Annotated in this window: 28 protein-coding genes, 1 pseudogene and 1 riboswitch; of the genes and pseudogenes, 23 read left to right on the top strand and 6 right to left on the bottom strand. The window is 39.3% G+C overall.

Annotated elements, in window-relative coordinates:
• Positions 1-31 precede the first annotated feature (31 nt).
• The 7 genes from comGC to NON16_RS00115 are packed head-to-tail and all read left to right on the top strand — an operon-like array spanning position 32 to position 2,638.
• Positions 32-358: a competence type IV pilus major pilin ComGC gene (comGC, locus tag NON16_RS00145; RefSeq protein ID WP_257345782.1), complete on the top strand. Its 327-nt coding sequence runs from the start codon at positions 32-34 to the stop codon at positions 356-358.
• Entirely contained in the window at positions 327-785 is a 459-nt protein-coding gene (gene comGD, locus NON16_RS00140; protein ID WP_257345779.1) for a competence type IV pilus minor pilin ComGD, read from the top strand. Before comGC ends, comGD begins: the two co-directional genes overlap by 32 nt.
• Positions 772-1,101 carry a hypothetical protein gene (locus NON16_RS00135; RefSeq protein ID WP_257345776.1) on the top strand — a complete coding sequence of 110 codons (330 nt, stop codon included), beginning with the start codon at positions 772-774 and terminating at the stop codon, positions 1,099-1,101. Before comGD ends, NON16_RS00135 begins: the two co-directional genes overlap by 14 nt.
• Positions 1,073-1,537 carry a competence type IV pilus minor pilin ComGF gene (locus tag NON16_RS00130; protein ID WP_257345773.1) on the top strand — a complete coding sequence of 155 codons (465 nt, stop codon included), beginning with the start codon at positions 1,073-1,075 and terminating at the stop codon, positions 1,535-1,537. The genes NON16_RS00135 and NON16_RS00130 overlap by 29 nt, the downstream gene beginning before the upstream one ends.
• Positions 1,527-1,910 (top strand): competence type IV pilus minor pilin ComGG, encoded by a 384-nt coding sequence (gene comGG, locus NON16_RS00125; protein ID WP_257345771.1) that lies wholly within the window; start codon positions 1,527-1,529, stop codon positions 1,908-1,910. The genes NON16_RS00130 and comGG overlap by 11 nt, the downstream gene beginning before the upstream one ends.
• On the top strand, positions 1,910-2,431 hold the full coding sequence (locus NON16_RS00120) for a shikimate kinase (RefSeq protein WP_257345769.1): 522 nt from the start codon (positions 1,910-1,912) through the stop codon (positions 2,429-2,431). Before comGG ends, NON16_RS00120 begins: the two co-directional genes overlap by 1 nt.
• A 30-nt stretch (positions 2,432-2,461) precedes the next feature.
• On the top strand, positions 2,462-2,638 hold the full coding sequence (locus NON16_RS00115) for a YqzE family protein (RefSeq protein WP_257345766.1): 177 nt from the start codon (positions 2,462-2,464) through the stop codon (positions 2,636-2,638).
• 274 nt (positions 2,639-2,912) lie between these two features.
• On the opposite strand, the gene NON16_RS00110 is transcribed toward NON16_RS00115, so the two are convergent.
• Together NON16_RS00110 and NON16_RS00105 are read right to left on the bottom strand one after the other, a co-directional pair.
• Positions 2,913-3,713: a YqhG family protein gene (locus NON16_RS00110; RefSeq protein WP_257345763.1), complete on the bottom strand. Its 801-nt coding sequence runs from the start codon at positions 3,711-3,713 to the stop codon at positions 2,913-2,915.
• On the bottom strand, positions 3,691-5,370 hold the full coding sequence (locus NON16_RS00105; RefSeq protein ID WP_257345760.1) for a DEAD/DEAH box helicase: 1,680 nt from the start codon (positions 5,368-5,370) through the stop codon (positions 3,691-3,693). Before NON16_RS00105 ends, NON16_RS00110 begins: the two co-directional genes overlap by 23 nt.
• Positions 5,371-5,637: 267 nt before the next feature.
• A riboswitch (glycine riboswitch) is annotated at positions 5,638-5,730 on the top strand.
• Between the two features lie 195 nt (positions 5,731-5,925).
• Here NON16_RS00105 and gcvT point away from each other — a divergent pair.
• The 6 genes from gcvT to NON16_RS00075 all read left to right on the top strand — a co-directional run bounded on the left by gcvT (position 5,926) and on the right by NON16_RS00075 (position 11,152).
• Positions 5,926-7,020 (top strand): glycine cleavage system aminomethyltransferase GcvT, encoded by a 1,095-nt coding sequence (gcvT, locus tag NON16_RS00100; protein ID WP_257345757.1) that lies wholly within the window; start codon positions 5,926-5,928, stop codon positions 7,018-7,020.
• An 18-nt stretch (positions 7,021-7,038) separates the two neighbouring features.
• A complete protein-coding gene (gene gcvPA / locus NON16_RS00095; protein WP_257346621.1) occupies positions 7,039-8,382 on the top strand; it encodes an aminomethyl-transferring glycine dehydrogenase subunit GcvPA in 1,344 nt (447 codons plus the stop codon).
• Positions 8,379-9,839: an aminomethyl-transferring glycine dehydrogenase subunit GcvPB gene (gene gcvPB, locus NON16_RS00090; protein ID WP_257345754.1), complete on the top strand. Its 1,461-nt coding sequence runs from the start codon at positions 8,379-8,381 to the stop codon at positions 9,837-9,839. The genes gcvPA and gcvPB overlap by 4 nt, the downstream gene beginning before the upstream one ends.
• A 330-nt stretch (positions 9,840-10,169) precedes the next feature.
• A complete protein-coding gene (locus NON16_RS00085) occupies positions 10,170-10,382 on the top strand; it encodes a hypothetical protein (RefSeq protein ID WP_257345752.1) in 213 nt (70 codons plus the stop codon).
• The gene (locus tag NON16_RS00080) at positions 10,364-10,531 is read left to right on the top strand and encodes a DUF1206 domain-containing protein (RefSeq protein WP_257345749.1); all 168 of its coding nucleotides are present in this window, start codon (positions 10,364-10,366) and stop codon (positions 10,529-10,531) included. Before NON16_RS00085 ends, NON16_RS00080 begins: the two co-directional genes overlap by 19 nt.
• Before the next feature lie 99 nt (positions 10,532-10,630).
• Positions 10,631-11,152, top strand: coding sequence for a GNAT family N-acetyltransferase (locus tag NON16_RS00075; RefSeq protein WP_257345746.1), 522 nt, complete (start codon positions 10,631-10,633; stop codon positions 11,150-11,152).
• A 284-nt stretch (positions 11,153-11,436) separates the two neighbouring features.
• Here NON16_RS00075 and NON16_RS25815 read toward each other — a convergent pair.
• Positions 11,437-11,817: pseudogene (locus NON16_RS25815) on the bottom strand (transposase); the annotation flags it as partial.
• Between the two features lie 363 nt (positions 11,818-12,180).
• The gene (locus tag NON16_RS00065; protein ID WP_257345743.1) at positions 12,181-12,336 is read right to left on the bottom strand and encodes a hypothetical protein; all 156 of its coding nucleotides are present in this window, start codon (positions 12,334-12,336) and stop codon (positions 12,181-12,183) included.
• Positions 12,337-12,618: 282 nt separating this feature from the next.
• On the opposite strand from NON16_RS00065, the gene copZ reads away from it, so the two are divergent.
• The 4 genes from copZ (at position 12,619) to NON16_RS00045 (ending at position 16,819) form a co-directional block, all read left to right on the top strand.
• On the top strand, positions 12,619-12,825 hold the full coding sequence (gene copZ / locus NON16_RS00060; protein ID WP_257345740.1) for a copper chaperone CopZ: 207 nt from the start codon (positions 12,619-12,621) through the stop codon (positions 12,823-12,825).
• 160 nt (positions 12,826-12,985) lie between these two features.
• Positions 12,986-15,403, top strand: coding sequence for a heavy metal translocating P-type ATPase (locus NON16_RS00055; protein WP_257345737.1), 2,418 nt, complete (start codon positions 12,986-12,988; stop codon positions 15,401-15,403).
• Positions 15,404-15,451: 48 nt separating this feature from the next.
• Positions 15,452-15,787, top strand: coding sequence for a (2Fe-2S) ferredoxin domain-containing protein (locus NON16_RS00050; RefSeq protein WP_257345734.1), 336 nt, complete (start codon positions 15,452-15,454; stop codon positions 15,785-15,787).
• 459 nt (positions 15,788-16,246) lie between these two features.
• Positions 16,247-16,819: a YdhK family protein gene (locus tag NON16_RS00045; protein ID WP_257346619.1), complete on the top strand. Its 573-nt coding sequence runs from the start codon at positions 16,247-16,249 to the stop codon at positions 16,817-16,819.
• Positions 16,820-16,914: 95 nt separating this feature from the next.
• Here NON16_RS00045 and NON16_RS00040 read toward each other — a convergent pair whose 3' ends face one another.
• Positions 16,915-19,047 carry a heavy metal translocating P-type ATPase gene (locus tag NON16_RS00040; RefSeq protein ID WP_257345731.1) on the bottom strand — a complete coding sequence of 711 codons (2,133 nt, stop codon included), beginning with the start codon at positions 19,045-19,047 and terminating at the stop codon, positions 16,915-16,917.
• A 210-nt stretch (positions 19,048-19,257) separates the two neighbouring features.
• On the opposite strand from NON16_RS00040, the gene NON16_RS00035 reads away from it, so the two are divergent.
• From NON16_RS00035 to NON16_RS00015, 5 genes are all read left to right on the top strand, one after another.
• Positions 19,258-20,868, top strand: coding sequence for a multicopper oxidase family protein (locus NON16_RS00035; RefSeq protein WP_257345728.1), 1,611 nt, complete (start codon positions 19,258-19,260; stop codon positions 20,866-20,868).
• A 132-nt stretch (positions 20,869-21,000) separates the two neighbouring features.
• The gene (locus NON16_RS00030; protein WP_257345725.1) at positions 21,001-21,735 is read left to right on the top strand and encodes a sulfite exporter TauE/SafE family protein; all 735 of its coding nucleotides are present in this window, start codon (positions 21,001-21,003) and stop codon (positions 21,733-21,735) included.
• Between the two features lie 249 nt (positions 21,736-21,984).
• A complete protein-coding gene (locus NON16_RS00025; RefSeq protein WP_257345723.1) occupies positions 21,985-22,536 on the top strand; it encodes a TVP38/TMEM64 family protein in 552 nt (183 codons plus the stop codon).
• Between the two features lie 44 nt (positions 22,537-22,580).
• Positions 22,581-23,996 carry a sensor histidine kinase gene (locus tag NON16_RS00020; protein ID WP_257345720.1) on the top strand — a complete coding sequence of 472 codons (1,416 nt, stop codon included), beginning with the start codon at positions 22,581-22,583 and terminating at the stop codon, positions 23,994-23,996.
• On the top strand, positions 23,974-24,645 hold the full coding sequence (locus NON16_RS00015; protein ID WP_257345717.1) for a response regulator transcription factor: 672 nt from the start codon (positions 23,974-23,976) through the stop codon (positions 24,643-24,645). The genes NON16_RS00020 and NON16_RS00015 overlap by 23 nt, the downstream gene beginning before the upstream one ends.
• Before the next feature lie 52 nt (positions 24,646-24,697).
• Here the strand turns inward: NON16_RS00015 and NON16_RS00010 are convergent, their stop codons facing one another.
• Positions 24,698-25,072, bottom strand: coding sequence for a rhodanese-like domain-containing protein (locus NON16_RS00010; RefSeq protein ID WP_257345715.1), 375 nt, complete (start codon positions 25,070-25,072; stop codon positions 24,698-24,700).
• 204 nt (positions 25,073-25,276) lie between these two features.
• Between NON16_RS00010 and NON16_RS00005 the strand changes: the two genes are divergently transcribed.
• Positions 25,277-26,110, top strand: a complete 834-nt coding sequence (locus NON16_RS00005; protein WP_257345712.1) for a lipoate--protein ligase family protein — start codon at positions 25,277-25,279, stop codon at positions 26,108-26,110.
• Positions 26,111-26,346 lie beyond the last annotated feature (236 nt).

Below are 26,346 nucleotides of genomic sequence, written 5' to 3'. Positions count from 1 at the left end.
TCGACGCTCATTTAAATGAAAGGGGATTAATATGAAGGGTGAGAAAGGATCTATTTTAAACGAAAAAGGTTTTACGCTAATCGAAATGATGATCGTAATTTTAATTATTTCTGTTCTTCTGTTAATTGCGGTACCAAGCATGTCGAAAAGCAATAAAGTGGTTAAGGAAAAGAGCTGTGAGGCAACGATAGATTTGATTCAAAGCCAAGTAAGCGTATATCAAATTGAAAAGGGTGTGCTGCCATCTACGATAAGTGATATGAAGACCGCTGGTTATATCGATCAAACGACGTGTCCAGGAGAGATCGCATTGGAGATTACCGCGGATGGAACTGTCCAACAAGTCGTCACTCCGTAACAACAAAGGATACACAATGATCGAAATGATGATTGTTCTATCTATTTTAGTTGTGTTAACTGGAATGGTTGTCATCAATCTCGAGCAAATGAAATCGAACCGAGAACTCAACCAGTTCATTCAGTTATTAACATCAGATCTACACTTTGCACAGCAATATGCCCTATCAGAAGGTGCTCAAGTTAAAGTAAAATTTAATAATGGAGAAAAGAAGTATGTCATTCAGTCTGGACCTGAAACAAAGGTTAAACAGGTAGGCTATCCCGAACAAGTCTATTTCCAAAAAGGTACAACTGACTTAACAATTACCTATAGTAGTAACGGCACAATCCAAAAAGGAGGGACACTACTATTACGCTTAGAAAAGAGGACGTATAAGATCGTTTTTCACCTCGGAAAGGGACGGTTTTATATTGAACAATTGTAAAGGGTACTTTCTACTAGACGCTATGATTGGATTAAGTATTTTTACTTTTATGGTGGTTTGGGTTTTGCCGCAAATGACATTGATTTATGAGGAACGTCTTTCATTAAAAGAGAAAAATTTTGGAATACAATTGTGCCATAACTTATTACAAGAATGGGTAGCAACGAAAGAAGAACCGAGTCGAACACTTGAAAAGGGTAAGTATGGGACGGAATTTGAAGTTAGTTGGACAAATAGCACAACTGGCATTGAAATTTGTATTGATTGGAAAGGGAAAAATAACCGTAATGAAAAGATTTGTGGGCACGCAAAGTGAAAGTGGCTATACGTTGATTGAAATGATGATTGGATTAACGGTTTTTCTTGCGATTGCTTCACTCGTACCGACAGTTTTTTCTGTTATCTATTCCACGGATGATGATACATTACAAGATCAAGAGGTATTTCTCTTTTTTGAACAAACAGGTAAAGAGATTCAAGGTTCATTAAACGCATATATACAATCAGGAAAACTTCATTTACAACAACCGGATGAATCCGTAGTAACTTATGAACAATATGGAAACCGAATTATTCGGAAAGTTGATGGGCGCGGATTTGAAACAGTTCTTCAAAATAGTAGCGAATTCAATATCCAAATCTTTACGAACCTTGTGGAAATGCATATACAAGCACATAATCAATTGTATAATCATAAAGTTGTGCTCGTTCAGCCAGTAAGTAAACAAAGGTTGGTACCCAATGAAAAATGAATCAGGGTATATTACTGCATTATCGATTATAATGACCCTAATTATACTATCCGTTATGGTTTATAATGCTAAACTCTTAATGAGTGAACGATTATTTTTACAAGCAAGAGAAGTATGGTTTCAAACAAGTTTGCACTTACAATCAGGGAGAAAGGATCTCATAAGCAAAGTCCGATATGAAGAAGAAATAAACGATGGGGACTTTGGTACTTTCATTTATCCCGATGGTAGAGTAAACTATTTTACAACCAAGTTGTCTGATGCCATTTATGTTTTTCGTTTGGAAGTACGATTAAATAAATCGGGAAGTGCGATAGGTTTACTATATTATGATTATGTAAAGAATGAAGTTGTAAAATGGGTGGTGGTATGATGAGAGCAATTTATATAACTGGCTTTATGGCCACTGGTAAGACGTCCATTGGAAGGGAACTCGGAAAAGTGTTAGGCTTTCCTGTTATTGATACCGATCAATATATCGAGGAAAAGCTTGCGTGGGACATCCCCTCCATTTTTGAAAAAAAAGGGGAGCACTTTTTTCGTGACGAGGAACAAGCTGCACTACAGGAGCTCCCTAAAGAGAATGTGATCATAACAACAGGTGGAGGAATCGTGCTTAGAAAGGAAAATCGGCGCTTCATGAACGCAGTTGGGTATGTAATTTCATTACAGACCTCTGTTGATACAATTGTTGACCGCCTTCGAAATGATGAAACAAGGCCTCTTGCGATAGACAAAACAAAGGAAGAGATTCAAAAGCTTTTTGAAAGCCGTCAGCCGTACTATCACGATGCAGACTTGGTTATTGATACAACTGAAAAAAGCATACCGAGGATCGCTTCCGAAATTGTCGGTTGGATAAAAACGTCAGGTATTGTTAACACTAAGTACTAAATCTTTTGAAAATAAAAGCAGGTGTTTACAATGTCTACGAATGATTTTGTAAAGTTTCTTACACAGCAATTTGTTCGTTACTTTGATCAACCTAAGGAAAAGCGTCGGAAAAAGAAGACAACACGCAAAGATCACAAACCGCCCTTATCCGTTCAATGGTTTGGTCTCGTACCGATGGCAATTTCGATGCTGATTAAACGAAAGTAACAGAAGTTAAAAGAGTCAGGATACTCAACCAGCGCAAGGTGTTTTATCTAACCTTGATAAGGCGCCTTGGAGTTTCCTGACTCTTTATTCTGTTGCATGGATGTAATGTCTAGCTCCAGCGCCCAACCCCTTGGATTACTTCAGTCCTCCTGCGGCGGCGACACACTGTTTTACACCCTGTGTATTCCCACGCAGGACCGAACTCGTTTGGTCCGAGCCTCCTCGTTGACCTTCCAGTAACCTTCGGGGCTGAACAAGGTCGCTTACGCTTTTCTTAATGCAGTATCATCTTTTGGTCGGAGAGATAGAACATTCCTCCGTTAATGATTTTGACGTAAACGGTGGGTTCGTACAATTCCTTCAATGCACTCTTTTCGACATGGTAATATTCAGGCTTATCCTCAACATCCTGATAAAAGTGCTCTAATAGTTCTTCGTCTTCTGCCCAGCGTTTCCTCGCATCAATCGCCCATTGAGGGTCATCCTGTTCGATCACAGAATCAATGTATTGTTCCACTCTTTTAATTCCACTCATTGGTCGAATTAGAGGGCTCATCGTGTAACAATAATCAGAGATTTTGGGTGTCAACGATTTCGAATCAAGAAACGTTTGAAACTGATCGGTCATTTGTCCATTGATTAGATTCAGACCAATAGAGTAAAGAAATTCCTTTTTTCGATCACATTGGTAAGATACTTTAATATTTAATCCTAACCAGGGAACGAGAGGTGTAAATGAACCTAACGTTTGTTCAACCTGTTCAAATAAACGAATGTAAGGAGCCAACTGTTGGCTTGACTGAAAAATTTGGTGGAGTCTTGGTGATCCAAAATGAATAAATTCTCCATCCTTTTCAGACTCATCCGGCTGTTCCGTTCTAAGCTTTAATTGCATCGGGTTCGGTACACCACCCGTTTTCTCCAAGTAATGCCAGTAGAAAGGACGATTCATTAACAATTTGTCGAGTTCAATCGTCAATTGGACATTAAGTAAGTGCTCATGTCTTTCAAGAATTTCACATTCGTTTGCGATAAAAAACCGATCCAAAAAACTATGAATGTCTTTCTGCAGCATACGAATCCCCCTCGTCATCAGAATGTTTCAGCATCGAAGTCAGGTTCTCCATCTTAATACGAATTTCACCATCAGAATCGGATTCATAAAAAATTTGCCGGATGTGTTGTTCGATATTTTTCATCCCGACCTTTGTTAGAATTTCATCTAAATTACCGATGACACTTTCAAAAAGATTGATTTTTTCATATAAGAGTTTCAGGATATGTTCCTCTATTGTATTTTCTGTTGCAAAATTATAAATGTGTACGTCCTGTTCCTGACCAATTCGATGGACGCGGCCGATCCGTTGTTCAATACGCATTGGATTCCATGGAAGGTCATAATTGATGATATGCTGACAAAATTGCAGGTTAATTCCTTCCCCCCCTGCTTCTGTAGCAATTAACACCTTTGCGTGATTTTTGAAGAGCTGTGTCATCCAGTCCTTTTTGTTTCGCTTAAAACCACCTCGAAATGGAACGGAGCTAATGCCATGCTGTTGTAAATACCACTGAAGATAGAGTTGGGTGGCTCGATATTCTGTAAAGATAATTACTTTACCATCGATGTTCTTGATGAGCTCCAATGCTTTCTCTGCTTTTGAATTTCGATCGACATTTTCAATCTTCCTCATTAAATACAGTGAGGTTTCACGTATGGCGGAATTTGTCTCTTCTCTTTCACTCATCGCTTTTAAGGTTAGGAAGGCTGCTTCCCGACTACTGCATACTTCACGTTGCAACGTAATCGTAGAGAAGGAATGTTGGAGAACAGTTGACTGATCCTTCTTTACTTCGGTGATGGATTCATAGAGTTCACGTTCTGCAGGTGAAAGGGTAATAGGGATGGTTTTCACAAAGCGTTTTGGCCACTTTAATCCGGTGTCTTCCCGACGATTCCGTACCATTACTTTATTAATTAACTGCTTTAGCTTTTCTTCATTTTGAACGTTATATCGCCCTGACCGGTATGCTTCATCGAAGTATTCTTCATTTCCTAAATGTCCTGGCTTCAATAAGGATACGAGATTAAATACTTCTTCTATTTTATTTTGGATAGGTGTAGCAGTTAATAGTAAACAATATTTCTTCTTTAAACGTTGAACAAAATCGTAGTTTTTCGTCTTTTTATTCTTAAGCTTATGGGCTTCATCAATTATGATAAGGTCGTAGTCCTGTTCCAACACAATTTCACGGTGAGGACTTCTTTTAGCAGTGTCAATTGATGAAACGACGACATCGAATTGCTCCCAGACATAAGATTTCCGTTGAGGAACTGCAGGGATAAGAAATTTTGAAGTCAATTCATGCGTCCATTGCAACACGAGTGACGCAGGAACAAGAATTAAGATTTTCTTAGCTAATCCCCGTATCATATATTCTTTTGCTATCAAACCTGCTTCAATTGTTTTTCCAAGTCCAACCTCATCCGCGAGAATCCCTTTTCCGTTCATATCCTCGATGACGGTTCTCGCAACCTCAAGCTGATGGGGAAGTACTTGGACGTGAGGGATGTGTTTCGGAGCCTGTAATCCTAGAAAGTCCGGGATTGTTACACTTTCTTCCGCTTCTAATGCTAGTTTATAAAGCTCCCAATTTGCCCATGGTCCATCTCCTTCAATCCGTTTAAGAAATCCTTCAGACCATTCTTGATCATGCTTTATGTTAAGAGTCATAAACGAAAACCCTTTCTATATGGAGTGAAAAACGACTTTGAACACGAACGTTTTACTAGTAATAAAATCCAATGTTCGTTATTTCTTGTCATTAGAACGCTTTCATCGAAAAAGATGATTGCGAATCTACATCATTCGATGATAAGATATAAATAGTTTCATACTTAGTATTAACAAGCATCAATGGATTTATAATAGCTGTTTCAGAACAAGTTGAAATCAGATTGAAATGAAGAGCGTACTTTCATTTAAATTCAATACTGGCGAATGAGAACAAGGGGAGAGTCTACTCTAATATGGTAGCGCCGAAGGAGCAAGCAAGACAGCGAATCTCTCAGGCAAGCGGACTCTTGTTTGACGCAACTCTGGAGAGTGCTCTTAAACTAGAGCCACCAAAGGGGACATTGGGAGGATGAAACCTACCCAAAAACTTTCAGGTAAGAGGACAGAGAAGACTAAAGCAGTCTTCTTTGTCCTTTTCTTTTTTTTTGCTACAGGTTCTGACTACTCTGACAGCTTTATACTACTAAATGAATAAAAGGAGAGATGCTCAACATGTCATCCTTACAGCGAACACCACTTTTTGAACTGTATAAGGATTATGGAGCAAAAGTAATCGACTTTGGTGGATGGGAACTTCCGGTTCAATTTTCAAGTATTAAAGAAGAGCACGAAGCTGTCCGTACAAAAGCAGGATTGTTCGATGTATCCCACATGGGAGAGATTACTGTAAAAGGCTCTGATGCTCTGAATTATTTACAGTATGTCCTAACGAATGATGTATCTAAGCTACAGGAGGGTGCAGCACAGTATACAGCAATGTGCTATGAAAACGGCGGTACTGTAGATGATCTTCTCGTTTATAAGCGCGGTGACGACGATTATCTTCTCGTTGTAAATGCGTCCAATATTGAAAAAGACTATGATTGGCTTTTGAAAAACAAGAAAGGCAACGTAGAAATTGAGAACATTTCAAGCGATGTTGCTCAGCTTGCTCTTCAAGGACCAGTTGCTGAAAAAGTTCTCCAGAAGTTAACAGACTATGACCTCTCTCAAATTGGCTTTTTTAAATTTGAAGATGATGTAGAAGTTGCTGGAGCAAAAGCCCTTGTATCTCGTACAGGTTATACAGGTGAAGATGGCTTCGAAATTTACTGTGATAGCAAGGATGCTGCTTCCCTATGGAAGAAGTTTCTTGAAGCAGGAGAAGCAGAAGGAACTCTTCCTATCGGATTAGGGGCACGTGATACGCTGCGGTTCGAAGCGAAATTAGCTCTATACGGACAAGAACTGACTTCAGAAATTTCTCCACTTGAGGCGGGAATCGGTTTTGCCGTCAAGCTGAAGAAAGAAGCAGATTTTATTGGAAAAGAAGCATTGATACAACAAAAAGAAGAAGGCTTGAAGCGTAAGCTCGTTGGAATTGAAATGATTGAAAAGGGAATTCCACGTACACATTATGAAGTGTTTAAGAATGACAACAAGATTGGTGAAGTTACAACAGGAACCCAGTCTCCAACATTAAAGAAAAACCTCGGATTGGCTTTGATTGACTCAGCGTATACAGAGCTTGGTACAGAAGTTGAAGTACAGGTTCGTAAAAAGCGCTTAAAAGCTGAAGTCGTCAAATCACCTTTCTATAAACGTTAACAAGGGGGGGAATAAATGGTGAAATTTCGTTACTTACCAATGACAGAGCAAGACCAAAAGGAAATGCTTGCAGAAATCGGAATTGATTCGATCGATGAGCTGTTTAAGGATATTCCAGAAAATGTACGGTTTAAAGGTGACCTGAACATAACAGAAGCAATTCCTGAGCCTGAACTTATGAAGAAAATGAACGGGTTCGCACAAAAAAATGTAAATACGAAAGAATACACATCCTTTTTAGGTGCAGGTGTTTATGATCACTACATTCCATCGATTGTAGATCATGTTATTTCACGTTCTGAGTTTTACACTGCCTACACACCTTACCAGCCAGAAATTTCTCAAGGGGAACTGCAGGCAATCTTTGAATTTCAAACAATGATTTGTGAATTGACAGGCATGGAAGTAGCTAACTCTTCTATGTATGATGGACAAACGGCATTGGGTGAAGCTGCTTTCTTAAGTGCTGCTCATACGAAAAAGAATAAAGTTGTTGTTTCTAAGAGCATTCATCCGGAAGCATTAAGTGTCCTTAAAACGTATGCGAAAGGTCCTAACCTTGATGTTGTTGAAATCGATGCAACGAATGGAACGACAGACCTTGATGCACTTAGAGCAGAAGTTGATGAGAATACGGCATGTGTGATCGTTCAATACCCGAACTTTTTCGGACAAATTGAACCATTAAAGGAAATTGAAGAAATTGTTCATCAGCAAAAGGCGATGTTTGTTGTATCCAGCAACCCGCTTTCTCTAGGAACTCTACAACCTCCAGGAAAGTTTAATGCCGATATCGTGATTGGGGATGCTCAACCATTTGGTATTCCTGCTGCATTCGGTGGGCCGCATTGTGGATATTTTGCTACAACGAAAAAGCTAATGCGTAAAGTTCCAGGACGTCTAGTTGGTCAGACAAAGGATGAAGAAGGTAAACGCGGGTTCGTATTGACCCTTCAAGCTCGTGAACAGCATATCCGTCGAGATAAAGCGACTTCAAACATTTGTTCGAACCAAGCCTTAAATGCTGTTGCAGCTTCTGTAGCAATGACGGCTATTGGTAAAAAAGGCGTTAAAGAGATCTCCATGCAGAACCTGCATAAAGCGAATTATACAAAGAAACAACTCGAAAAGAATGGAATGAAGGTTATCTTTGAAGGAGCGTTTTTTAACGAGCTTGTAGTAAAGTTACCAAAGCCGGTGAAAGATGTGAACAAAGCGTTATTGGAAAAAGGAATTATTGGTGGCTACGATCTAGGACAGTATTACCCAGACCTTGAAGACCATATGCTTATCGCTATAACAGAACAACGTACGAAAGAGGAAATCGATACATTTGTAAAAGAATTGGGGGGAGTCCAATGACTAATCAAAACCAATCACTCATATTTGAATTGTCAAAACCAGGACGAATCGGCTATAGCATTCCTGAGCTCGACGTCCCTGAAACTCCCATTGAAGAACTAATCGGTTCTGATTATGTGCGCGCTGATGAACCTGAACTACCAGAAGTATCTGAACTGCAAATCATGCGTCATTACACTGCACTTTCGACCCGTAACCACGGGGTTGACTCTGGATTCTATCCACTCGGGTCTTGTACAATGAAATACAATCCGAAAATCAATGAAGATGTAGCAAGAATTCCAGGACTTGCCCACATTCATCCGTACCAGGATGAAGATACGGTTCAAGGCGCAATGGAAATGCTCTATGACCTACAGACAACACTTGAAGAAATTACGGGTATGGACGAAGTTACATTACAACCTGCGGCAGGAGCACATGGTGAATGGACAGGCTTAATGATGATTCGTGCCTACCATGAGAAAAACGGTGATCATCAACGAACAAAGGTTATTGTCCCTGACTCTGCTCATGGAACAAACCCTGCATCTGCCACTGTTGCTGGATTCGATGCCGTCACTGTAAAGTCTGATGAAAATGGCCTCGTTGACTTAGAAGATTTGAAGCGTGTGGTTGGGGATGACACGGCAGCATTGATGCTTACGAATCCAAATACACTAGGCTTATTTGAAGAACAGATTCTGGACATGGCACGCATTATTCATGAAGCTGGCGGAAAGCTTTACTATGACGGAGCAAACATGAATGCAATCATGGGACGTACTCGACCCGGAGATATGGGATTCGATGTTGTTCACTTGAACCTGCATAAAACGTTTACAGGCCCTCATGGAGGCGGTGGTCCTGGATCTGGTCCCGTAGGTGTGAAGAAGGATCTATTACCTTATCTTCCTAAACCTTTGCTCGTTAAGACGGAAGATGGATATCGTTTTGATTACAACCGTCCAGATTCAATTGGCCGTGTAAAACCATTCTATGGTAACTTCGGAATTAATGTTCGTGCTTATACGTACATTCAAACCATGGGACGTGAAGGCTTGAAGAAGGTTAGTGATTATGCTGTCCTAAATGCAAACTATATGATGCGTAGACTAGCTCCTCACTTCGACCTTCCTTACAATCAGCATTGTAAGCATGAATTCGTCCTATCTGGTAAACGACAGAAAAAGCTCGGCGTTCGTACGCTTGATATGGCCAAGCGATTGCTTGATTTCGGATACCATCCCCCGACCATCTACTTCCCATTAAATGTTGAGGAAGGCATGATGATTGAGCCGACAGAAACCGAATCAAAAGAGACGCTGGATGAATTTATCGAGGCGATGATTCAAATCGCAAGAGAGGCGGAAGAATCACCTGAAGTTGTGCAGCAAGCACCTCATACAACTGTTGTAAAACGGCTGGATGAAACGACTGCAGCACGTAAGCCGATTCTCCGGTATGAAAAAGAATAGGTCAAAAATTAAAGGTTCAGTAGATGTTAACTACACTACTGAACCTTTTTGCTATATCGAGAGCGTACTTAATTAAAGATACAATCAGTTTGAGTGGGAATCATCCCAGCTTCTTACAAAGATTGCGAGTTTGGAAAAGTATCAATGGAATTACAAATAAAATGAACTAATATTGATGGTTTCCTATATAATTAAGCTCAACCACATACATATTTGCGTACCATTTACTGAAAATCTCGCAGCAATGTCCCATCCCCTGCATTATCGGTTTCGTTTGACCATCATATGCTATCCCAAAGACAAAATGGTACTCAAGAGGAGATCACAGAAATGCTGAACAGATATAAAGCAAAAAGGAAGGCAAAGGAAGCGGGCAATGATGTTAAACCGTGGATAAGGGGCTTTGCCAGATTTGGTCATCTAGCGAAAGGGATGGTATTTATTTTGGTCGGCACGCTTTCGGGTATGGCGGCTTTTGGAGTAGGAGGTAAGACCACAGGGGCAAACGGGGGCCTTGGCTTCCGTTGCAAACCAACCCTTTAGTGAATTCTTTATTGTGGGTGCTGGCTGCTGGGCTGCTGGGTTATGCCGGTTGGCAATTGATTCAAACCATATATGATCCTGATCAGAAGGGGAGAGACATGGTAGGAATCGTAACAAGGATCGGCTATTTTATCAGCGGCATGACATAGTATACCTATAAACAGAAAAGCTGGCCCAATATAAATAAAGAGTTTGCTCAATTAAAGGGACAGAATAGTTTAAGAGAGCATTTCAGGCAAGAGTGAGAAGTGGTAAAAATAGCAATTAAACAATTTTTAAGGGGTAGAAAAAATATGGATATATCTATTCGAAACGCCGAGCGAAACGACTACGAGTCATTGTTGCCTTTATTTAGGCAGGTTCATAATTTCCACGTTTCTGCAAGACCAGATTTGTACATAGACAATTCAAATCCAGTCGAGCAAGAATTCTTTGAACGTCAATTGAATGATGGTAAACAACATATTTTTGTGGCTACCATAGGCAAGGATATAGTCGGAGTTATAGTGACGAAGGAAGAAGAAACAACCGAAAATTCTTTTGTCAAAGCGAGGAAAGTATTAGTTATAAACAGTTTATCCGTTACTGAAACGCATAGGAAGAAAGGCATCGGAAAAAAGCTAACTAAATATGTTTTTGATTTTGGGAGGAGGCTCACAGTTGATAGTATCGAATTGGGAGTATCCGAGAAAAATACATCTGCCATTGAATTTTATAGGTCAATCGGAATGGCAACAAAGAGTAGAAAAATGGAGATTATATTTAACTAACAGGGGCTCGAATGGAATAAGACTATAAAACCCAAAACAGTTTCGTTATAGCGAAACTGTTTTTTTATGTAAAAGTAATTTTTCCTCGGCTACCAGAAGCGTATCTTAGGCAGCCCTAAGTTCTCCAACGGTTGTATATTTTGATTTTCTGCAACATCCCAATAGAAGCGAAGTTATTTGCTACCCATACGGCAACTTCTTGTTAAGTTGGAGAAAACGGAACCAATATAGGTGATTGTCTAGCCATCGTTTTGAGACACCTTGAAACCTATCTAACCACTGTCTTTCATACTTTCTAGAAGATAAGTTTCATCACTTTCAATGACACCTTGAAGAACATTGTCCCCAATTGAGCGAACAGCATTTAATACTTTATGCCTCCAGTAGAAAGCAGTAGAAATATGGATATCAAGGTGTTTTACGATTTTGGGAAGGGGATATCCTTCTACCATCAATTCAATATAGCGGAGCCACAAATGAGGTTTATGTGTGCCGCCGATTGGAGTATTAGTCATATCGTTAAATGTCTTGCTGCAATCCTTACATTTATAACGTTGGCGACCACGGTACTTTCCGTGTCGGACTACTGCTGTTGAACCGCAGTGAATGCATCCCAGTCCTTCGCTAAAACGGGTTTCTCGAATGTTGGAAATTAGTTTGGCAATATTAGAACTGTTGGCAGTTTTATCTCGCTCTATCGCTCGTATAAACTTTTCCTTTTCATCATCAGGTACATCAAAGTAAGTTTGATACACATCTTCCCACATTGGAAACCCTCCCGTACACTTGTTCTTATACCTGTTATAAGGGAACTAGGGGATATCACACAATATTTACGAAAACAGGCATACCTTAAGAAAGTATAAAATTTTGCTGCAGAGAGGCAATGTCTAGCTCCAGCGCCCAGCCACTCGGATCACTTCAGTCCCCTTCCGGCGGCAACAGCCTCCTCAGTGGCCTTCCAGTGACCTTCGTGGCTACCCAGGGCGCTGCGCTTTTCCTACATATTCAAGATATGTTGAAAGTGTTTATAGGTATTCAATTGCACTTGTTCGGATACATGAGGTACAAATCCCCAGCCCATCGGTTACCTTGCTATGGTAGTGCTTTAATTTACTAATCATCCCTTCATGTGTTGCCAAATGTTCAGCCATCAAACCTAAGTCAATCGCTGGTAAAGACATATTAAACGCTCCCCTGTTTAGGTATTCATCCACCTTTTATAATATGAAAAACAACAAAATTGGTTAAATGTTCAACTTGAATAACCCTTTTCTTTATACGTAATAGTATTAAATTAAACGTGTAGGGGGTATAAAGTTGTGATTTAATTGAATTGATCTACGTCAGTCTGCTCATTATATAATTCATAAATAAATTTTAATTTACCTATTGACAATACCTATAGGGGGTATGGTAATATGTGATTAAGAAATGAAACTAACTGAAAACAGGAGGCTTTACAAATGACAAACACAACATTAGTAGTTCAGGGTATGTCTTGCGGACATTGCGTTAGCTCGATTGAAGGAAATGTGGGTAAACTGAATGGTATTGAAACGGTGAAAGTTCATTTGAAAGATGGAAAAGTAGATGTAAAATTCAACCCAGAAAAGGTAAGCTTGAAGGAGATTACAGAAGTGATTGAAGAACAAGGGTATGATGTAGCTTAAGGTAAATATTCCAATTTGTCCGGTGTTTTATTAAAATGATAGTGCCAATAGGTTTGTTACATTGACACGGTATGTCTGGGTTGATACATTGCTAATGATCAGCCCTATTTTTACCAAATTTTTATACCCCCACGCAGTATATAAAAGGAGTGTTTGAATAATGGGAGCACAGAAAGAAGTGAACCTGCAAATTCAAGGAATGACCTGTGCGGCTTGTGCCAATAGGATCGAAAAAGGATTGAAGAAGGTTGAAGGGGTAGCAGACGCCAATGTCAACTTTGCACTGGAAAGATCAAAAATTTCTTATGACCCAAGCATAACAGATTTAAAAAAGTTTGAAGAAAAAATACAATCGCTTGGTTATCAAGTTGTTAAAGAGAAAGCAGAATTTAATGTTACTGGAATGACTTGTGCTGCGTGTGCAAATAAAATAGAAAAAAAATTAAATCGATTATCAGGCGTGTCTACAGCAAATGTGAATTTTGCACTGGAATCAGCCTCAGTTGAGTATGATCCAAATGAGGTTACGATTGAGGAAATGAAAGAATCAATTAAAAAGCTTGGGTATCAATTAGATGAAAAGTCTGATAAAGGTACAGAATCGGTGGATCATCGTGAAAAGGAAATTAAAAAGCAACAAGTAAAATTCATCGCTTCTGCTATTCTTTCTTTGCCATTATTATGGGCGATGGTTAGTCATTTTGAGTTTACATCATTTATCTGGTTACCTGAGGTCTTTATGAATCCGTGGTTTCAATTAGCCTTAGCAACACCCGTACAATTCATTATCGGTGGACAATTTTATGTCGGTGCATATAAAGCACTAAGAAACAAAAGTGCGAACATGGATGTCCTTGTGGCTTTGGGAACTTCGGCTGCCTACTTTTATAGTTTATATCTGACCATCCAGTCACTTGGTGGACATGGACATATGGTAGAACTATATTTTGAGACGAGTGCGGTATTAATCACACTGATTCTGCTTGGTAAGTTGTTTGAGGTCAAGGCGAAAGGTCGTTCATCTGAGGCTATCAAAAAGTTGATGGGGCTGCAGGCGAAAAATGCGACGGTCGTTCGTGAAGGGACAGAAATGGTTATCCCAATTGCAGAGGTATTAGTAGGTGATGTGGTCTATGTGAAGCCTGGGGAAAAGGTTCCTGTCGATGGAGAAATCGTTGAGGGGCAATCGGCTCTAGACGAGTCAATGCTAACAGGTGAAAGTATTCCGGTCGATAAAACGATTGGTGATCATGTCATCGGGTCGACGATTAACAAGAACGGATTTTTAAAAATAAAAGCTACTAAAGTTGGTAAAGATACGGCTCTTGCGCAAATTATCAAAGTGGTTGAAGAAGCGCAAGGATCAAAAGCACCGATTCAACGACTGGCTGACAATATTTCCGGTGTATTTGTTCCAATTGTGGTCGGAATATCAATTGTTACTTTTGTGATCTGGTATACGCTTGTTGCACCAGGTGATTTTGCAGAAGCACTTGAAAAATTGATTGCCGTCCTCGTTATTGCTTGTCCATGTGCACTCGGGTTGGCCACACCGACTTCCATTATGGCAGGATCTGGACGTTCTGCTGAATTCGGGATCTTGTTTAAAGGTGGGGAACATCTTGAGCAAACACATCGTTTAGATACGATTATTTTGGATAAAACCGGAACTGTGACGAATGGTGCACCGAAATTAACAGATGTATCAACCGATTGGAATGAAGCAGAACTTCTAAAACTCGTTGGGGCAGCCGAAAAGCAATCTGAACATCCATTGGCCGAAGCAATTGTTGAAGGTATCCAAGAATTAAATATTCAACTAGGTAAATCAGAATCTTTCGAAGCAATTCCAGGGCACGGGGTGCAGGCCACGGTTGATGGTCGATTATTGCACATCGGAACACGTCGTCTTATGAAAAAAGAAAACATTCAGGTTCCTGAAAAATCTTTAGATCAAATGGTTTCATTTGAAAAAACAGGTAAGACCGCAATGCTTGTGGCCGTTGATCATCAGTATGCCGGGCTCGTAGCCGTCGCTGATACGATTAAGGAAACATCCAAAGATGCGATCGCCCGTTTAAAAGAAATGGGATTAGATGTCGTTATGATTACCGGTGATAATCAGCAGACTGCTGATGCAATCGCGAAAGAAGTTGGTATTGAACATACGATTGCTGAAGTACTCCCAGAAGGAAAGGCTGAAGAAGTTAAGAAACTTCAGGCAAAAGGACGGAAAGTAGCGATGGTAGGTGACGGTATTAATGACGCACCTGCTCTAGCAACTGCTGATATAGGTATGGCAATCGGGACTGGAACAGATGTGGCGATGGAAGCGGCAGATATTACACTTATCCGCGGAGATCTCAATAGTATAGCAGATGCGATTATGATGAGTAAGAAAACAATTCGAAACATTAGACAAAACTTATTCTGGGCTTTCGCTTATAACAGTGCAGGAGTACCGATAGCAGCATTAGGATTTTTAGCACCATGGCTTGCAGGAGCGGCGATGGCCTTCAGCTCCGTATCCGTAGTCTTAAATGCGCTTCGGTTACAACGTGTAAAGTTAAAAGCATAGAGTCTCTTGGAATTTAGGAGTTATACGTTTTAATAAGGGAGGGGTTTGATGGAATTAAACGGAGTCAATCAACATGTGATGCTTTGCAATGGAAAGAGCTGTACCAAAAATGGTGCAGACGAAGTAACCGAAGCGATTCGCAATGAAATCAAATCATTAGGTTTGGCACAGAAGATCCATACTACAAAAACCTTGTGCAATGGACAATGTAAACGAGGTCCAACCGTTATTGCATATCCTGAAGGTGTCTGGTATAAACACATGACTGCCGATTCAGGGAGACAGTTGGTCCAACGTTTACAAAAAGAAGAACAATTGGATGAGCATATTTCCTATACTCATAACGGAACAAGCTTTCATCCCTACAATGATCAAGGTGAATAATAATATTTATAATGTAGCCTTATAAGAAGTATGAAAGGGAGGGGATTTACCTCCTTTTTATAATGAGTAAAGAAAGTATAAAAGTTTGCGGCATGGATGTAATGTCCAGCTTCAGCGCCCAACCACTTGGATCACTTCAGACCTCCTGCGGCGGCAACACACTGAAGTACTCCATGTATATTCCCACGCAGGACCGAACTTGTTTGGGCCGAGCCTCCTCGTCGGTCTTCCAGTGACCTTCGTGGCTAAGCAGGGCGCTTACGCTTTTCTTGTGTCCTTTTGTAATAAATAATTAAAAGCAGATATTCGATTTATCTGCACAAAATTTGCATATTTTTTGGGTAGTGTATTACAAAATGAGAGGAAAAAGGATATTTCTTAAGAAGGTGTTTCAAAGAGTCATTTAAATCCGAAGATAATTTAATGTCATTATTCCAATTTTGAAGGAGGACGAAGATGATGATCAAAAAAGCAATAATGGTAGGATTTATTTTACTTTTCTCAGCAACGTTAGCTGCATGTGCGAGTGATGATCAAGGAAAGGGCAAAGAAGAAAATCATGAAAATATGGATATGGGTTCTGATTCTCATGAAAGTATGGATCATTCAAGTTCAGGTGAAGTTCCAGACGATTTGAAAAAAGCAGATAATCCAACCTATGAAGTTGGAAGTCAAGCGATTATCAAAACAGATCACATGAAAGGTATGAAGGGTGCTGAAGCAACCATCGTAGGAGCCTACGATACGACTGCCTATGTTATTTCGTATACCCCAACAACTGGCGGAGAAAGAGTTGAGGATCATAAATGGGTGATTCATGAAGAAATCGAAGGTGCCGGAGAAAAACCTTTTGAACCCGGTGCAGAAGTCACAATTGATGCATCACACATGAAAGGAATGGATGGCGCAACAGCGGAAATCGAGTCGGCCAAACAAACTACTGTATATATGATTGATTACACTCCGACTACCGGTGGAGAAGAAGTGAAAAATCATAAATGGGTAACAGGAAGTGAACTATCGAATGAATAAAGTTTAAGTAGATTGCTCTTAATTTTAATCCAAAAAAACACCGTCTATCAAAAATCAAAAATCAAAAATTAGACGGTGTTTTTACCATTTATAGTTTAAACTTTTAAAATTCTCGCATTAAAGGCTACAACAATTGTACTTAAAGACATTAATACAGCACCGACTGCTGGATCCAACAAGATTCCAATTGGATATAGAACCCCGGCTGCTAAGGGTAAGGCTATAATGTTATACCCCGCCGCCCACCAGAGGTTTTGAATCATTTTTCGATAGGTAGCTTGTGAAAGATTGATAATAGCTACAACATCTTCTGAATTACTTTTTGCTAAAACCACATCTGCAGTTTCCATTGCCACGTCTGTTCCGGCACCTACAGCAATTCCTAAGTCCGCGTTTGCTAAAGCAGGTGCGTCATTTATACCATCCCCGGTCATCGCTACTCTCGTCCCTTGACGCTTAATTTCTTTTATTTTATCAGCCTTTTCATGTGGAAGAACCTCGGCAAATATTTCATCCTCATCTATGTCTAATTGTCTCCCAACCCAGCTTGCTACTTGACGATTGTCTCCTGTAAGCATCATAGGTTGAATTCCCATTTCTTTTAGTTTTTTGATTGCGTTTACTGAAGTTTCTTTAATTTGATCCGCTAATGCAATCATCCCATGAAGTTGGTCATCTGCAATCACAAAAATGACTGTTTTTCCATCACTAGCGAGTTTGTCATATTGGTTTTCATCATATTGAATGTTATATTCCGTAGCATACCCGGGACTGACTATTTTGAGCTCTTTTCCATCTACGCGCCCTTGTAATCCTTTTCCGGTAATCGATTCAAAATCATCAGGTTCGATAAGTCGAATTTCTCTTTCATTGGCTGTCTGAACAATTCCTCGTGCGATAGGGTGTTCGGATTGTGCTTCTAATGATGCTGCTAACTGAAGTACATCTGTTTCACTTTTGTTGTTCTGAGTAATAATATCTGTGACTCCAAACTCCCCCTTGGTAAGTGTACCGGTTTTATCAAAAACGATTGCTTCTAATTTTCTAGCTTCTTCAAAGCTTGTGCGGTTACGAATTAACAGTCCATTTTGAGCAGATAGTGCTGTCGATTTCGCAACAACCAATGGGACAGCTAAACCAAGCGCATGTGGACAAGAGATTACAAGGACAGTAACCGTTCGTTCAAGAGCAGAGTCGAAAGGATATCCGATCGATAGCCAAATGACAAGAGTGATTGCACCAGCGCTGAGTGCAACGTAGAAAAGCCATTTTGCAGCCCGGTCTGACAATGCTTGTGTTTTTGATTTTGTTTCTTGTGCTTCTTTTACTAGATTAACGACTTGAGATAAGTAACCTTCTTCTCCAGTTTTCTTAATTGATATCGTAAGGGAACCTTCTCCATTAATGGATCCACCAATCAACTCATCCTCTTTTTGTTTGTCTACGGGGATGGATTCCCCCGTAAGCATAGATTCGTCTATGGAAGAGTTCCCCTTAATTACAGTTCCATCTGCTGGTACCTTTTCTCCAGGTTTAATAAGGACATGATCCCCTTCATTCAATTCGGAGACAGGAACTTCCATTACATCTCCGTTCTCAGAAATCAAATGGGCTTCCTTAGGCATTAACTTCACTAATTCCTCTAGTGAATTTGAAGCATTCATAACAGAACGCATTTCAATCCAGTGACCTAACAGCATAATGTCGATCAGCGTAGCTAGTTCCCAGAAAAAGTTTTTACCCTGAAATCCAAAGATGACCAGTGAACTGTATCCATAAGCGACAATAATCGCTAGACCGATCAGTGTCATCATCCCGGGGCTTTTTTGACGTAGTTCATCAGCTAAACCTGTTAGAAAAGGCCAACCACCGTAAAAGAAGACTATTGTGGCTAATGCGAATAAAACATACATTGATCCTGGGAAGGTGAGTTCAAAACCGAGGAACATTTGGATCATCGGTGAAAGAAGCAAGATTGGGATAGTTAAAACGAGCGAAATATAAAAGCGTTTTTTAAAGTCATCAATCATATGCTCGTGATCATGACCATGATGATCGTGCCCGCCATGTCCTTCATGTCCATGATCTTCAGGGGCAACGTGGTGGTGATTTTTATGGTGATGTCCAGTACTGCCGTTATGATCTTCGTGATTGTGATGTTCTTCATGTTCTGTATGACTGGATGGAGGTTCTTCGTGTTGTTTAAGTGATGGTTCTTTCTTTTGCATTTCGATTCAACTCCTCATATGAAATAATATACCCCGGTAAGGTAAAAATACCCTGTCTGTTATTTTTGAAACCTATCATGTAGTATCTTTTCTCTAGTGAAGAATTATTATAAAAGAAATATTAAGTTATACAAAGTAACTGCACATTTTCTCGATAACTAGCTTTTATAATCATCTTAAGAAATTAATTATTAAGAGAAGGTGTGGAGAATGAAAAGACCAGTCTATTTTGTACTATTGATGGTATTTATCTTATTAGTAGCTGCTGCTTGTTCAAACGATAAACCGAGCAGTCATGAAGGTCATAATATGGAAGAGATGGGAGACAAGAATACTTCAGAAGGTGAATCGAAGAAAACCAAATCTACTTCGGATGAATCAAACGTTATTATAGCAAATGAGTTTACAATCACCGCAAATGAACAAACATTAAAAATAAACGAAGAGACGACTCTACCGGTATGGACGTTTAATGGATCCGTACCTGGATCTGAAATTCGAGTAAAAGAGGGTGAAAAGTTAACGATTAATCTGAAAAATGAATTACCCGACCCTGTGACGATTCACTGGCATGGCGTTCCTGTTCCAAATGAAATGGATGGAATACCAGGTGTCACCATGAATGCTGTCCAACCTGGGGAATCATTTACGTATAAATTCACTGCTGATGTTCCAGGGACATATTGGTACCACTCCCATCAAGATGGAGTAAATCAGGTTGACAAAGGACTTTACGGAGCTTTTATTGTCGAACCGAATAACTCTAAAGATAAGCCTGATCGTGATTATACGTTGATGTTGGATGAATGGATGAGTAGAGGAATGAGTGAAGATAACATGGAGGGCATGGATCATAGTGAGATGGCTAATGATTCTAACAAGGAAGAGAAAGAAAAGTCTGAGGATGACCATTCAGACATGTCACAAGACAGTGGTATGGAGATGGGTCATGACATGAGTATGTATGATCTTTACACCATTAATGGGAAAAGTGGTTCTTTGACAAAACCCCTAAAAGTTAAAAAAGGTGAGAAGGTACGTATTCGATTAATCAATGCTGGGTTTATGTCTCACAAAGTTCATTTACACGGACATGAATTTAAAGTAGTGGCAACAGATGGACAACCGATAAACAATCCAGCATTTGTCCGGGATCAAGCGATTTCAATTGCACCGGGGGAACGATATGACATCGAGTTTACTGCAGATAACCCTGGGAAATGGCTATTGGAGTCACATGGCGAAAATGTTGCAGTGACCGGAATGAGAACCTATATTCAGTATGAAGAATCTCAAGAAGAAAACGATCAATCAAATTATAGTGAAGACTTACCAGTATTGAACATTACGAAATATGGGGAGCAATCTAAAAGTCAGTTTTCACTTGATCAAAACTATGATTTAGAATATACAATGGACCTTAATACAGATATGAGAAAAGAGGAAATGGTCTATACGATTAATGATAAGGTATGGCCAAAAACAGATAAAATTGAAGTAGAAAAGGGAGACCTGGTGAAAGTAAAGCTAGTTAATAACTCAAAAGAAGATGATCATCCTATGCATTTGCACGGACATTTCTTTCAAATATTGAGTAAGGACGGTAAGCCGGTATCGGGTTCTCCGATCATGAAGGATACACTCAACTTAAAACCAGGTGAAGAATACATCGTAGCCTTTAAAGCAGATAATCCAGGAAATTGGATGTTCCATTGCCATGATTTACACCACGCTTCTGCGGGTATGGTAACCCAGGTTAACTATAAAGGCTATGAAACGGATTTCGTTCCTGACCCTGATGCTGGGAACCAACCTGAATAAAACAATCAATTTCGAAAAGAAAATTGTTTCAAAGGGCTGGTATTGGAAGTAGACAAGTGAATTGGTGAATCTCAATTTTCTTCTTCCACCCAGCCCTTTTTCTTTAGAATAATAATAAATAGGGAGAAAGCTATGTATGAATTTTTCACATCGATTACCCGACTTTTTTATGAGCCTTTAACAAATGCAGTATATAATACTGAAAATGTCCCGATAATATCTGCTTTTTTTATTGGGTTATTAGGTTCACTAGCTCCTTGTCAACTAACTGGGAACATTGGAGCGATCACCATTTACGGTAATCGTTCCATTCAAAAAGAAGTTTCTTGGGCAGAGATCCTTTTCTTTCTTTTAGGGAAAATAGCTGTATTCTCATGCCTTGGCATAATTGTTTGGATACTCGGACAGGAATTTGAAAAGACAATGGTCGGTGTACTCCCATGGATTCGAAAACTCATAGGACCGTTGTTCATCGTAATCGGACTTGTTATGCTAGGATACTTAAAATTAAAGTGGAACTTCACTTCTGATCGATGGTTAAAACGAGTAACAGGACGCGGAAAAAGGCAATCATTTTTCCTAGGCTTTTTATTTTCATTAGGTTTTTGCCCAACAATGTTCCTTTTATTTTTCGGTTTATTGATGCCTCTCGTGCTTTCAAACCCATACGGTTCTATCCTTCCTAGTATTTTTGCGATTGGGACATCGGTACCGGTCATTATTGTGGTATTTCTCATTTGGTACTTTGGTTTGAGTGGTTCGATATTAAAAAAAAGCAGGAAATTCGGACTATTCATCCAAAGACTGTCCGGAGTTTTTATTTTGATTCTTGGGATTCTCGATACAATTACATATTGGACTCTTTAAATAAATAGAACGAATGGGCTTTGGAAAGGGACATAGTGCTTCGTTTTACAGAAGAATGTGGTTATGAATGCTTACAGATATCATCAAAAAGATGTCTGTAAGTTTTCTTGTTAGAAACGAGGATCGCTTTAAATAATGTTGTGCACAATTCCTCGACATTTTTAGGTTAGTATGTGTGTTGGAAAAGTATGCTGAGTTGAAGTGATACTCATCCAATAAAGAACGTAGAAGGAAATGCGGGAGATATGAATGAACGATACGATTCTCTGGTTTTTTGATGAGTATTCTAGCGTTTCAGTTTTTATTAGCCTGTTTATAAGTATTTTAATTAGCATAGTTGGAATCGTTCCAAGTTTCTTTATCACGGCTGCCAATATAACTTTTTTTGGAATTTGGTACGGTCTCCTTTTTTCTTTTCTAGGAGAAGCATTAGGTGCCATAGTATCATTTATACTATACCGAAAAGGTTTTAAAAGATTTTCGCAAAACATCGATTCAACTAAATTCCCCCAAGTTGCAAAGTTACTAAAGGTTGATGGAATGGAAGCGTTCCAATTAATACTGGCTTTAAGGCTATTCCCCTTTGTTCCTTCAGGGACTATTACTATCTTTGCAGCTCTAGGAAAGGTTTCCTTGCCTCTTTTTACATTGGCAAGTACAGTTGGGAAAATACCGGCACTTATTATTGAGGCATATTCAGTTGTTCAAATAAATGAATTTGATTGGGAAGGAAAACTGCTTTTAACCTTGATTTCACTTTATCTTTTAATTACTGTATTAAAAAAAATAAGAAAGCAATAAAATTGGCTGTTTATTCTTTATGAGTCCCGTAGATCCCATTAAATATGAAAGGATTGATATTTATAGATAAGATATCAGTAAAACTTGGTACTTTATTTCTTATTACAATATTATTAATAGAAACGATATTATTTGTGTTTCTTTATTATGGGTTGCTCAGTAATCGAATAGAAGACGAAACGAATTCATTGCTGGCAAGAGGGAATAGTCATAGAGATGTCCTCGCAAAACATTTTGAAGATGTAACATTGGACCATGTTGCTTTAATGGAGTCTGAAGCAGAGACAATTGTCGTAATAACAGATGAATATAACGATATCCTTGTTCACTCCGATTCAATCAGTGATGTGATGATGCAAACAATCAATTCAGATCGAACTCACACCGAAAAAGGTCAATTAATTGAAAACAGGTGGCGAAACAAGCCTTATATGGCATCTGTTTCCCCTATTTATATCGATGATCAGTTGAAAGGATACGTCTATATGTTTTTAGATACCAAGTCGATAAGAAATGTTAGTGATCGACTAACCTTTCAATTTCTCATAATCGGGGGTCTTTCCATCATTCTCACTGCGATAACCGTATTCTTTTTATCAAAATTCATTACAAATCCACTGATCCGAATGAAAAAAGCGACCGAACATATCAATACAGGTTTGGGTACAGAGTCATTAGATGTTCAACGTAAGGACGAACTCGGAGACCTTGCTAGATCGATTGCATCCCTTTCGAATGATTTACAACACTTGAAAAAAGAAAGAACAGAATTTCTTGCTAGTATTGCCCATGAACTTAGAACACCCTTAACCTATTTAAAAGGTTACGCAGACTTTGCAAACCGTTCCACTACAGATGAAAGCAAGCGTAAGCAATATTTGAAAATCATTAAAGAAGAATCAGAGCGTTTATCTAAATTAGTAACTGCGCTGTTTGACCTTGCGAAGATCGATCAACATTCATTCTCTATACAAAAAAAACATGTTAATATTGTCATTCTCATCAATGAAATTATTGAAAAAGTGAGACCGACCTTTGAAGAAAAAGGGGTCAAATTAGATTTGGAATGTAAGGACACTTTCTATCTAAGTGTTGATGAAGAGCGAATAAAACAAGTGATTATCAACCTCTTAGATAATTCTTTGCATTATACGGATCGAGGTAAACTTGTTCAAGTGAAGATAAAAGAAGATGGTCATGATGTTATTATCTCAGTCATGGATGAGGGGGAAGGGATTCCAGCTGAGCAGCTGCGCTATATTTGGGATCGCCTTTTCCGAGTAGATAAGTCTCGATCTAGAAAGCATGGCGGAACAGGAATTGGATTGTCCATTGCAAAGGAAATTATCGAGAAACATGGAGGCACGATTGAGGCCTCAAGTGTATTAGGGAAGGGCACTATAATGAAAATTAGGCTGAAAAAGGGGGAGGATAATTGTGAAAAAGATATTGATTGTTGATGATGAACAGAGAATGGTTGACTTAATCTCTTTATACTTAACTCCCTATAACTACATTTGTACCCAAGCCTATTCTGGGAAAGAGGCATTGCAACGGTTAGAAGAGAAAGTAGTAGATTTAATCCTTCTTGATATTATGATGCCAGAAATGGATGGTTGGGAAACATGTAAGGAAATCAGAAACTATTATACGACGCCGATTATTATGCTTACTGCGAGAGACCAAAATATGGACGTCATCAAAGGTTTAAAAATGGGTGCGGATGATTATATTTCAAAACCTTTTGATGAAGATGTTTTACTAGCAAGAATTGAAACGGTTTTGCGGAGATCAGAGAAAGCTGGTTCGGAGTGTATTGATTTTAAAAGTTTGATTTGGGATCGTACACGGTACACGGTTTCCTATCAGTCCCAAGTAATCACCACGACACCGAAGGAATTTGATTTGCTTGGGTTGTTCTTGAAGAACCGACAAAAAGTGTTTACACGCGACCATCTTATTGAGGCTATTTGGGGGTTTGATACAGATACTGAGGGAAGAACAATAGATTCTCATATACGTAATCTGCGTGATAAATGCAGGAAAGCAGGATTTGACATCGATCAGCATTTAATAACTGTGTGGGGGGTAGGGTACAAATGGATCTAGATTATATAATTAAAAAAGGGTCCGACAGTTGCGTCAGTCCCTCTTCATAACTTTATTTGCCTCTTTTAACTTTGCCATCCCATTTTTTAAACCCGCCTTTAAGCTGATAAAGATCCTTAATTTGCTTTTTACGAAGAACGCCGGCAGCTCTGACCGTTCTCATTCCACTTTCACAATATAGGTATACAGGCTGGTCAGTACGAATTTCTTTATAACGCATCCTCATCTGAGACAAAGGAATATTCCGTGCACCTAGGATATGCCCATTTTTGTATTCGTTCGGTTCACGTACATCGATTAGTTGTGCTTTTCGATACCCTTCACGAAATTCTTGTTCAGAGAGTGTTTTAATTTGTTTCCTCTGATAGAGACCTGCGCCAATCATATAAATAAGAAGTGCTGCAGGTAATATCCATAGCCATTCCATTTTACGAATTCCCCCTAAAAAAATCTATCTAAGCTGTACTTATTATACCATGTCCATTATAGCGGATGTTTAAAAAGTAGCCAAATGATAAACAGCCATTTTTTCCAATCCTAAAATTCGTATCAATTTGATGGATACACGATTTTGTTTCTGTTAAACTATGAGAGGTACTTTTCGATGAAGTAAAGAGAGAGGCGTACATATATGAAAGAACAATGGTATTTTATTGATTCAGGTGCATGCTCACCATCGTATAATATGGCGCTCGATGAAGCGTTGCTCGAATGGCACAGTAAAGGAGATATCCCACCGGTCGTCCGTTTTTATGAATGGAACCCAGCTACTCTATCAATTGGGTACTTTCAAAAAGTTGAGAAAGAGATCAATTTAGAAGCAGTCCATCAGCATGGTTATGGATTTGTTCGTAGGCCAACTGGGGGGAGGGCTGTTCTTCACGACCAAGAATTAACCTACAGTGTCATTGTTTCAGAAGAACACCCAGAAATGCCACAATCGGTTACCGAAGCCTATCGAGTTATATCAAATGGGATTCTCGAGGGGTTCAGAAACTTGGGATTGGAAGCTTATTTTGCAGTTCCACAGACGGATGAAGAACGTGCAGGACTAAAGAATCCACGGTCAGCCGTTTGTTTTGATGCTCCGTCTTGGTACGAGCTCGTCGTTGAAGGACGTAAAGTAGCAGGCAGTGCACAAACCCGGCAAAAAGGAGTTATTCTCCAGCACGGATCCATCTTGTTAGACATTGACGAAGATAAACTCTTCGATTGCTTTAAGTTTACTAATGACCGCGTTCGTGAGCGAATGCAACGTGCGTTTGGAAAGAAGGCAGTAGCAATCAATGATTTACGAGATGAAAACGTTGAAATTGTTGAAGCAAGGCGTGCGTTTAAAACCGGTTTTGAACAAGGACTTGACATTGAGTTAGTTCCATATGAACTAACGGAAGATCAGCTGCTATATGTTGAGGAGATCGCCAAACGAAGATATGAAAATGATGAGTGGACCTATCGACGATAAACGGTTTGGAAGAGGATGACGGCTCACAAAAAACGTCATCTTTTTTACACGTTAAGAAAGTATAAAAATACTTTCTATAGTATAAGTTATCATGAACGAAACTAGCCCCTGTTCGTAACAACGTAGGTTAATTTGGTAATACTGTGTTTAAGGCAACAACATACCAAATCAGAGCTATAATTACGAAAGGAGCTAGTTAGTATGAAGGATACCACAAAGTACGTAGGTTTAGACGT

The sequence above is a fragment of the Pseudalkalibacillus decolorationis genome (assembly GCF_024609785.1).
Lineage (GTDB): Bacteria > Bacillota > Bacilli > Bacillales > Fictibacillaceae > Pseudalkalibacillus > Pseudalkalibacillus decolorationis.
The sequence above is the reverse complement of the archived record's forward strand: the minus strand, read 5'-3'. Positions and strand labels throughout refer to the sequence as shown.

What these genes read in the sequence shown, in the direction of transcription:
- comGC (WP_257345782.1), top strand. Translation starts at nt 32, where the DNA reads ATGAAGGGTGAGAAAGGATCTATTTTAAACGAAAAAGGTTTTACGCTA.
- comGD (WP_257345779.1), top strand. Translation starts at nt 327, where the DNA reads ATGGAACTGTCCAACAAGTCGTCACTCCGTAACAACAAAGGATACACA.
- NON16_RS00130 (WP_257345773.1), top strand. Translation starts at nt 1,073, where the DNA reads ATGAAAAGATTTGTGGGCACGCAAAGTGAAAGTGGCTATACGTTGATT.
- comGG (WP_257345771.1), top strand. Translation starts at nt 1,527, where the DNA reads ATGAAAAATGAATCAGGGTATATTACTGCATTATCGATTATAATGACC.
- NON16_RS00120 (WP_257345769.1), top strand. Translation starts at nt 1,910, where the DNA reads ATGAGAGCAATTTATATAACTGGCTTTATGGCCACTGGTAAGACGTCC.
- NON16_RS00115 (WP_257345766.1), top strand. Translation starts at nt 2,462, where the DNA reads ATGTCTACGAATGATTTTGTAAAGTTTCTTACACAGCAATTTGTTCGT.
- NON16_RS00110 (WP_257345763.1), bottom strand. Translation starts at nt 3,713, where the DNA reads ATGCTGCAGAAAGACATTCATAGTTTTTTGGATCGGTTTTTTATCGCA.
- NON16_RS00105 (WP_257345760.1), bottom strand. Translation starts at nt 5,370, where the DNA reads ATGACTCTTAACATAAAGCATGATCAAGAATGGTCTGAAGGATTTCTT.
- gcvT (WP_257345757.1), top strand. Translation starts at nt 5,926, where the DNA reads ATGTCATCCTTACAGCGAACACCACTTTTTGAACTGTATAAGGATTAT.
- gcvPB (WP_257345754.1), top strand. Translation starts at nt 8,379, where the DNA reads ATGACTAATCAAAACCAATCACTCATATTTGAATTGTCAAAACCAGGA.
- NON16_RS00085 (WP_257345752.1), top strand. Translation starts at nt 10,170, where the DNA reads ATGCTGAACAGATATAAAGCAAAAAGGAAGGCAAAGGAAGCGGGCAAT.
- NON16_RS00065 (WP_257345743.1), bottom strand. Translation starts at nt 12,336, where the DNA reads ATGTCTTTACCAGCGATTGACTTAGGTTTGATGGCTGAACATTTGGCA.
- copZ (WP_257345740.1), top strand. Translation starts at nt 12,619, where the DNA reads ATGACAAACACAACATTAGTAGTTCAGGGTATGTCTTGCGGACATTGC.
- NON16_RS00055 (WP_257345737.1), top strand. Translation starts at nt 12,986, where the DNA reads ATGGGAGCACAGAAAGAAGTGAACCTGCAAATTCAAGGAATGACCTGT.
- NON16_RS00050 (WP_257345734.1), top strand. Translation starts at nt 15,452, where the DNA reads ATGGAATTAAACGGAGTCAATCAACATGTGATGCTTTGCAATGGAAAG.
- NON16_RS00045 (WP_257346619.1), top strand. Translation starts at nt 16,247, where the DNA reads ATGATCAAAAAAGCAATAATGGTAGGATTTATTTTACTTTTCTCAGCA.
- NON16_RS00040 (WP_257345731.1), bottom strand. Translation starts at nt 19,047, where the DNA reads ATGCAAAAGAAAGAACCATCACTTAAACAACACGAAGAACCTCCATCC.
- NON16_RS00035 (WP_257345728.1), top strand. Translation starts at nt 19,258, where the DNA reads ATGAAAAGACCAGTCTATTTTGTACTATTGATGGTATTTATCTTATTA.
- NON16_RS00030 (WP_257345725.1), top strand. Translation starts at nt 21,001, where the DNA reads ATGTATGAATTTTTCACATCGATTACCCGACTTTTTTATGAGCCTTTA.
- NON16_RS00025 (WP_257345723.1), top strand. Translation starts at nt 21,985, where the DNA reads ATGAACGATACGATTCTCTGGTTTTTTGATGAGTATTCTAGCGTTTCA.
- NON16_RS00020 (WP_257345720.1), top strand. Translation starts at nt 22,581, where the DNA reads ATGAAAGGATTGATATTTATAGATAAGATATCAGTAAAACTTGGTACT.
- NON16_RS00010 (WP_257345715.1), bottom strand. Translation starts at nt 25,072, where the DNA reads ATGGAATGGCTATGGATATTACCTGCAGCACTTCTTATTTATATGATT.
- NON16_RS00005 (WP_257345712.1), top strand. Translation starts at nt 25,277, where the DNA reads ATGAAAGAACAATGGTATTTTATTGATTCAGGTGCATGCTCACCATCG.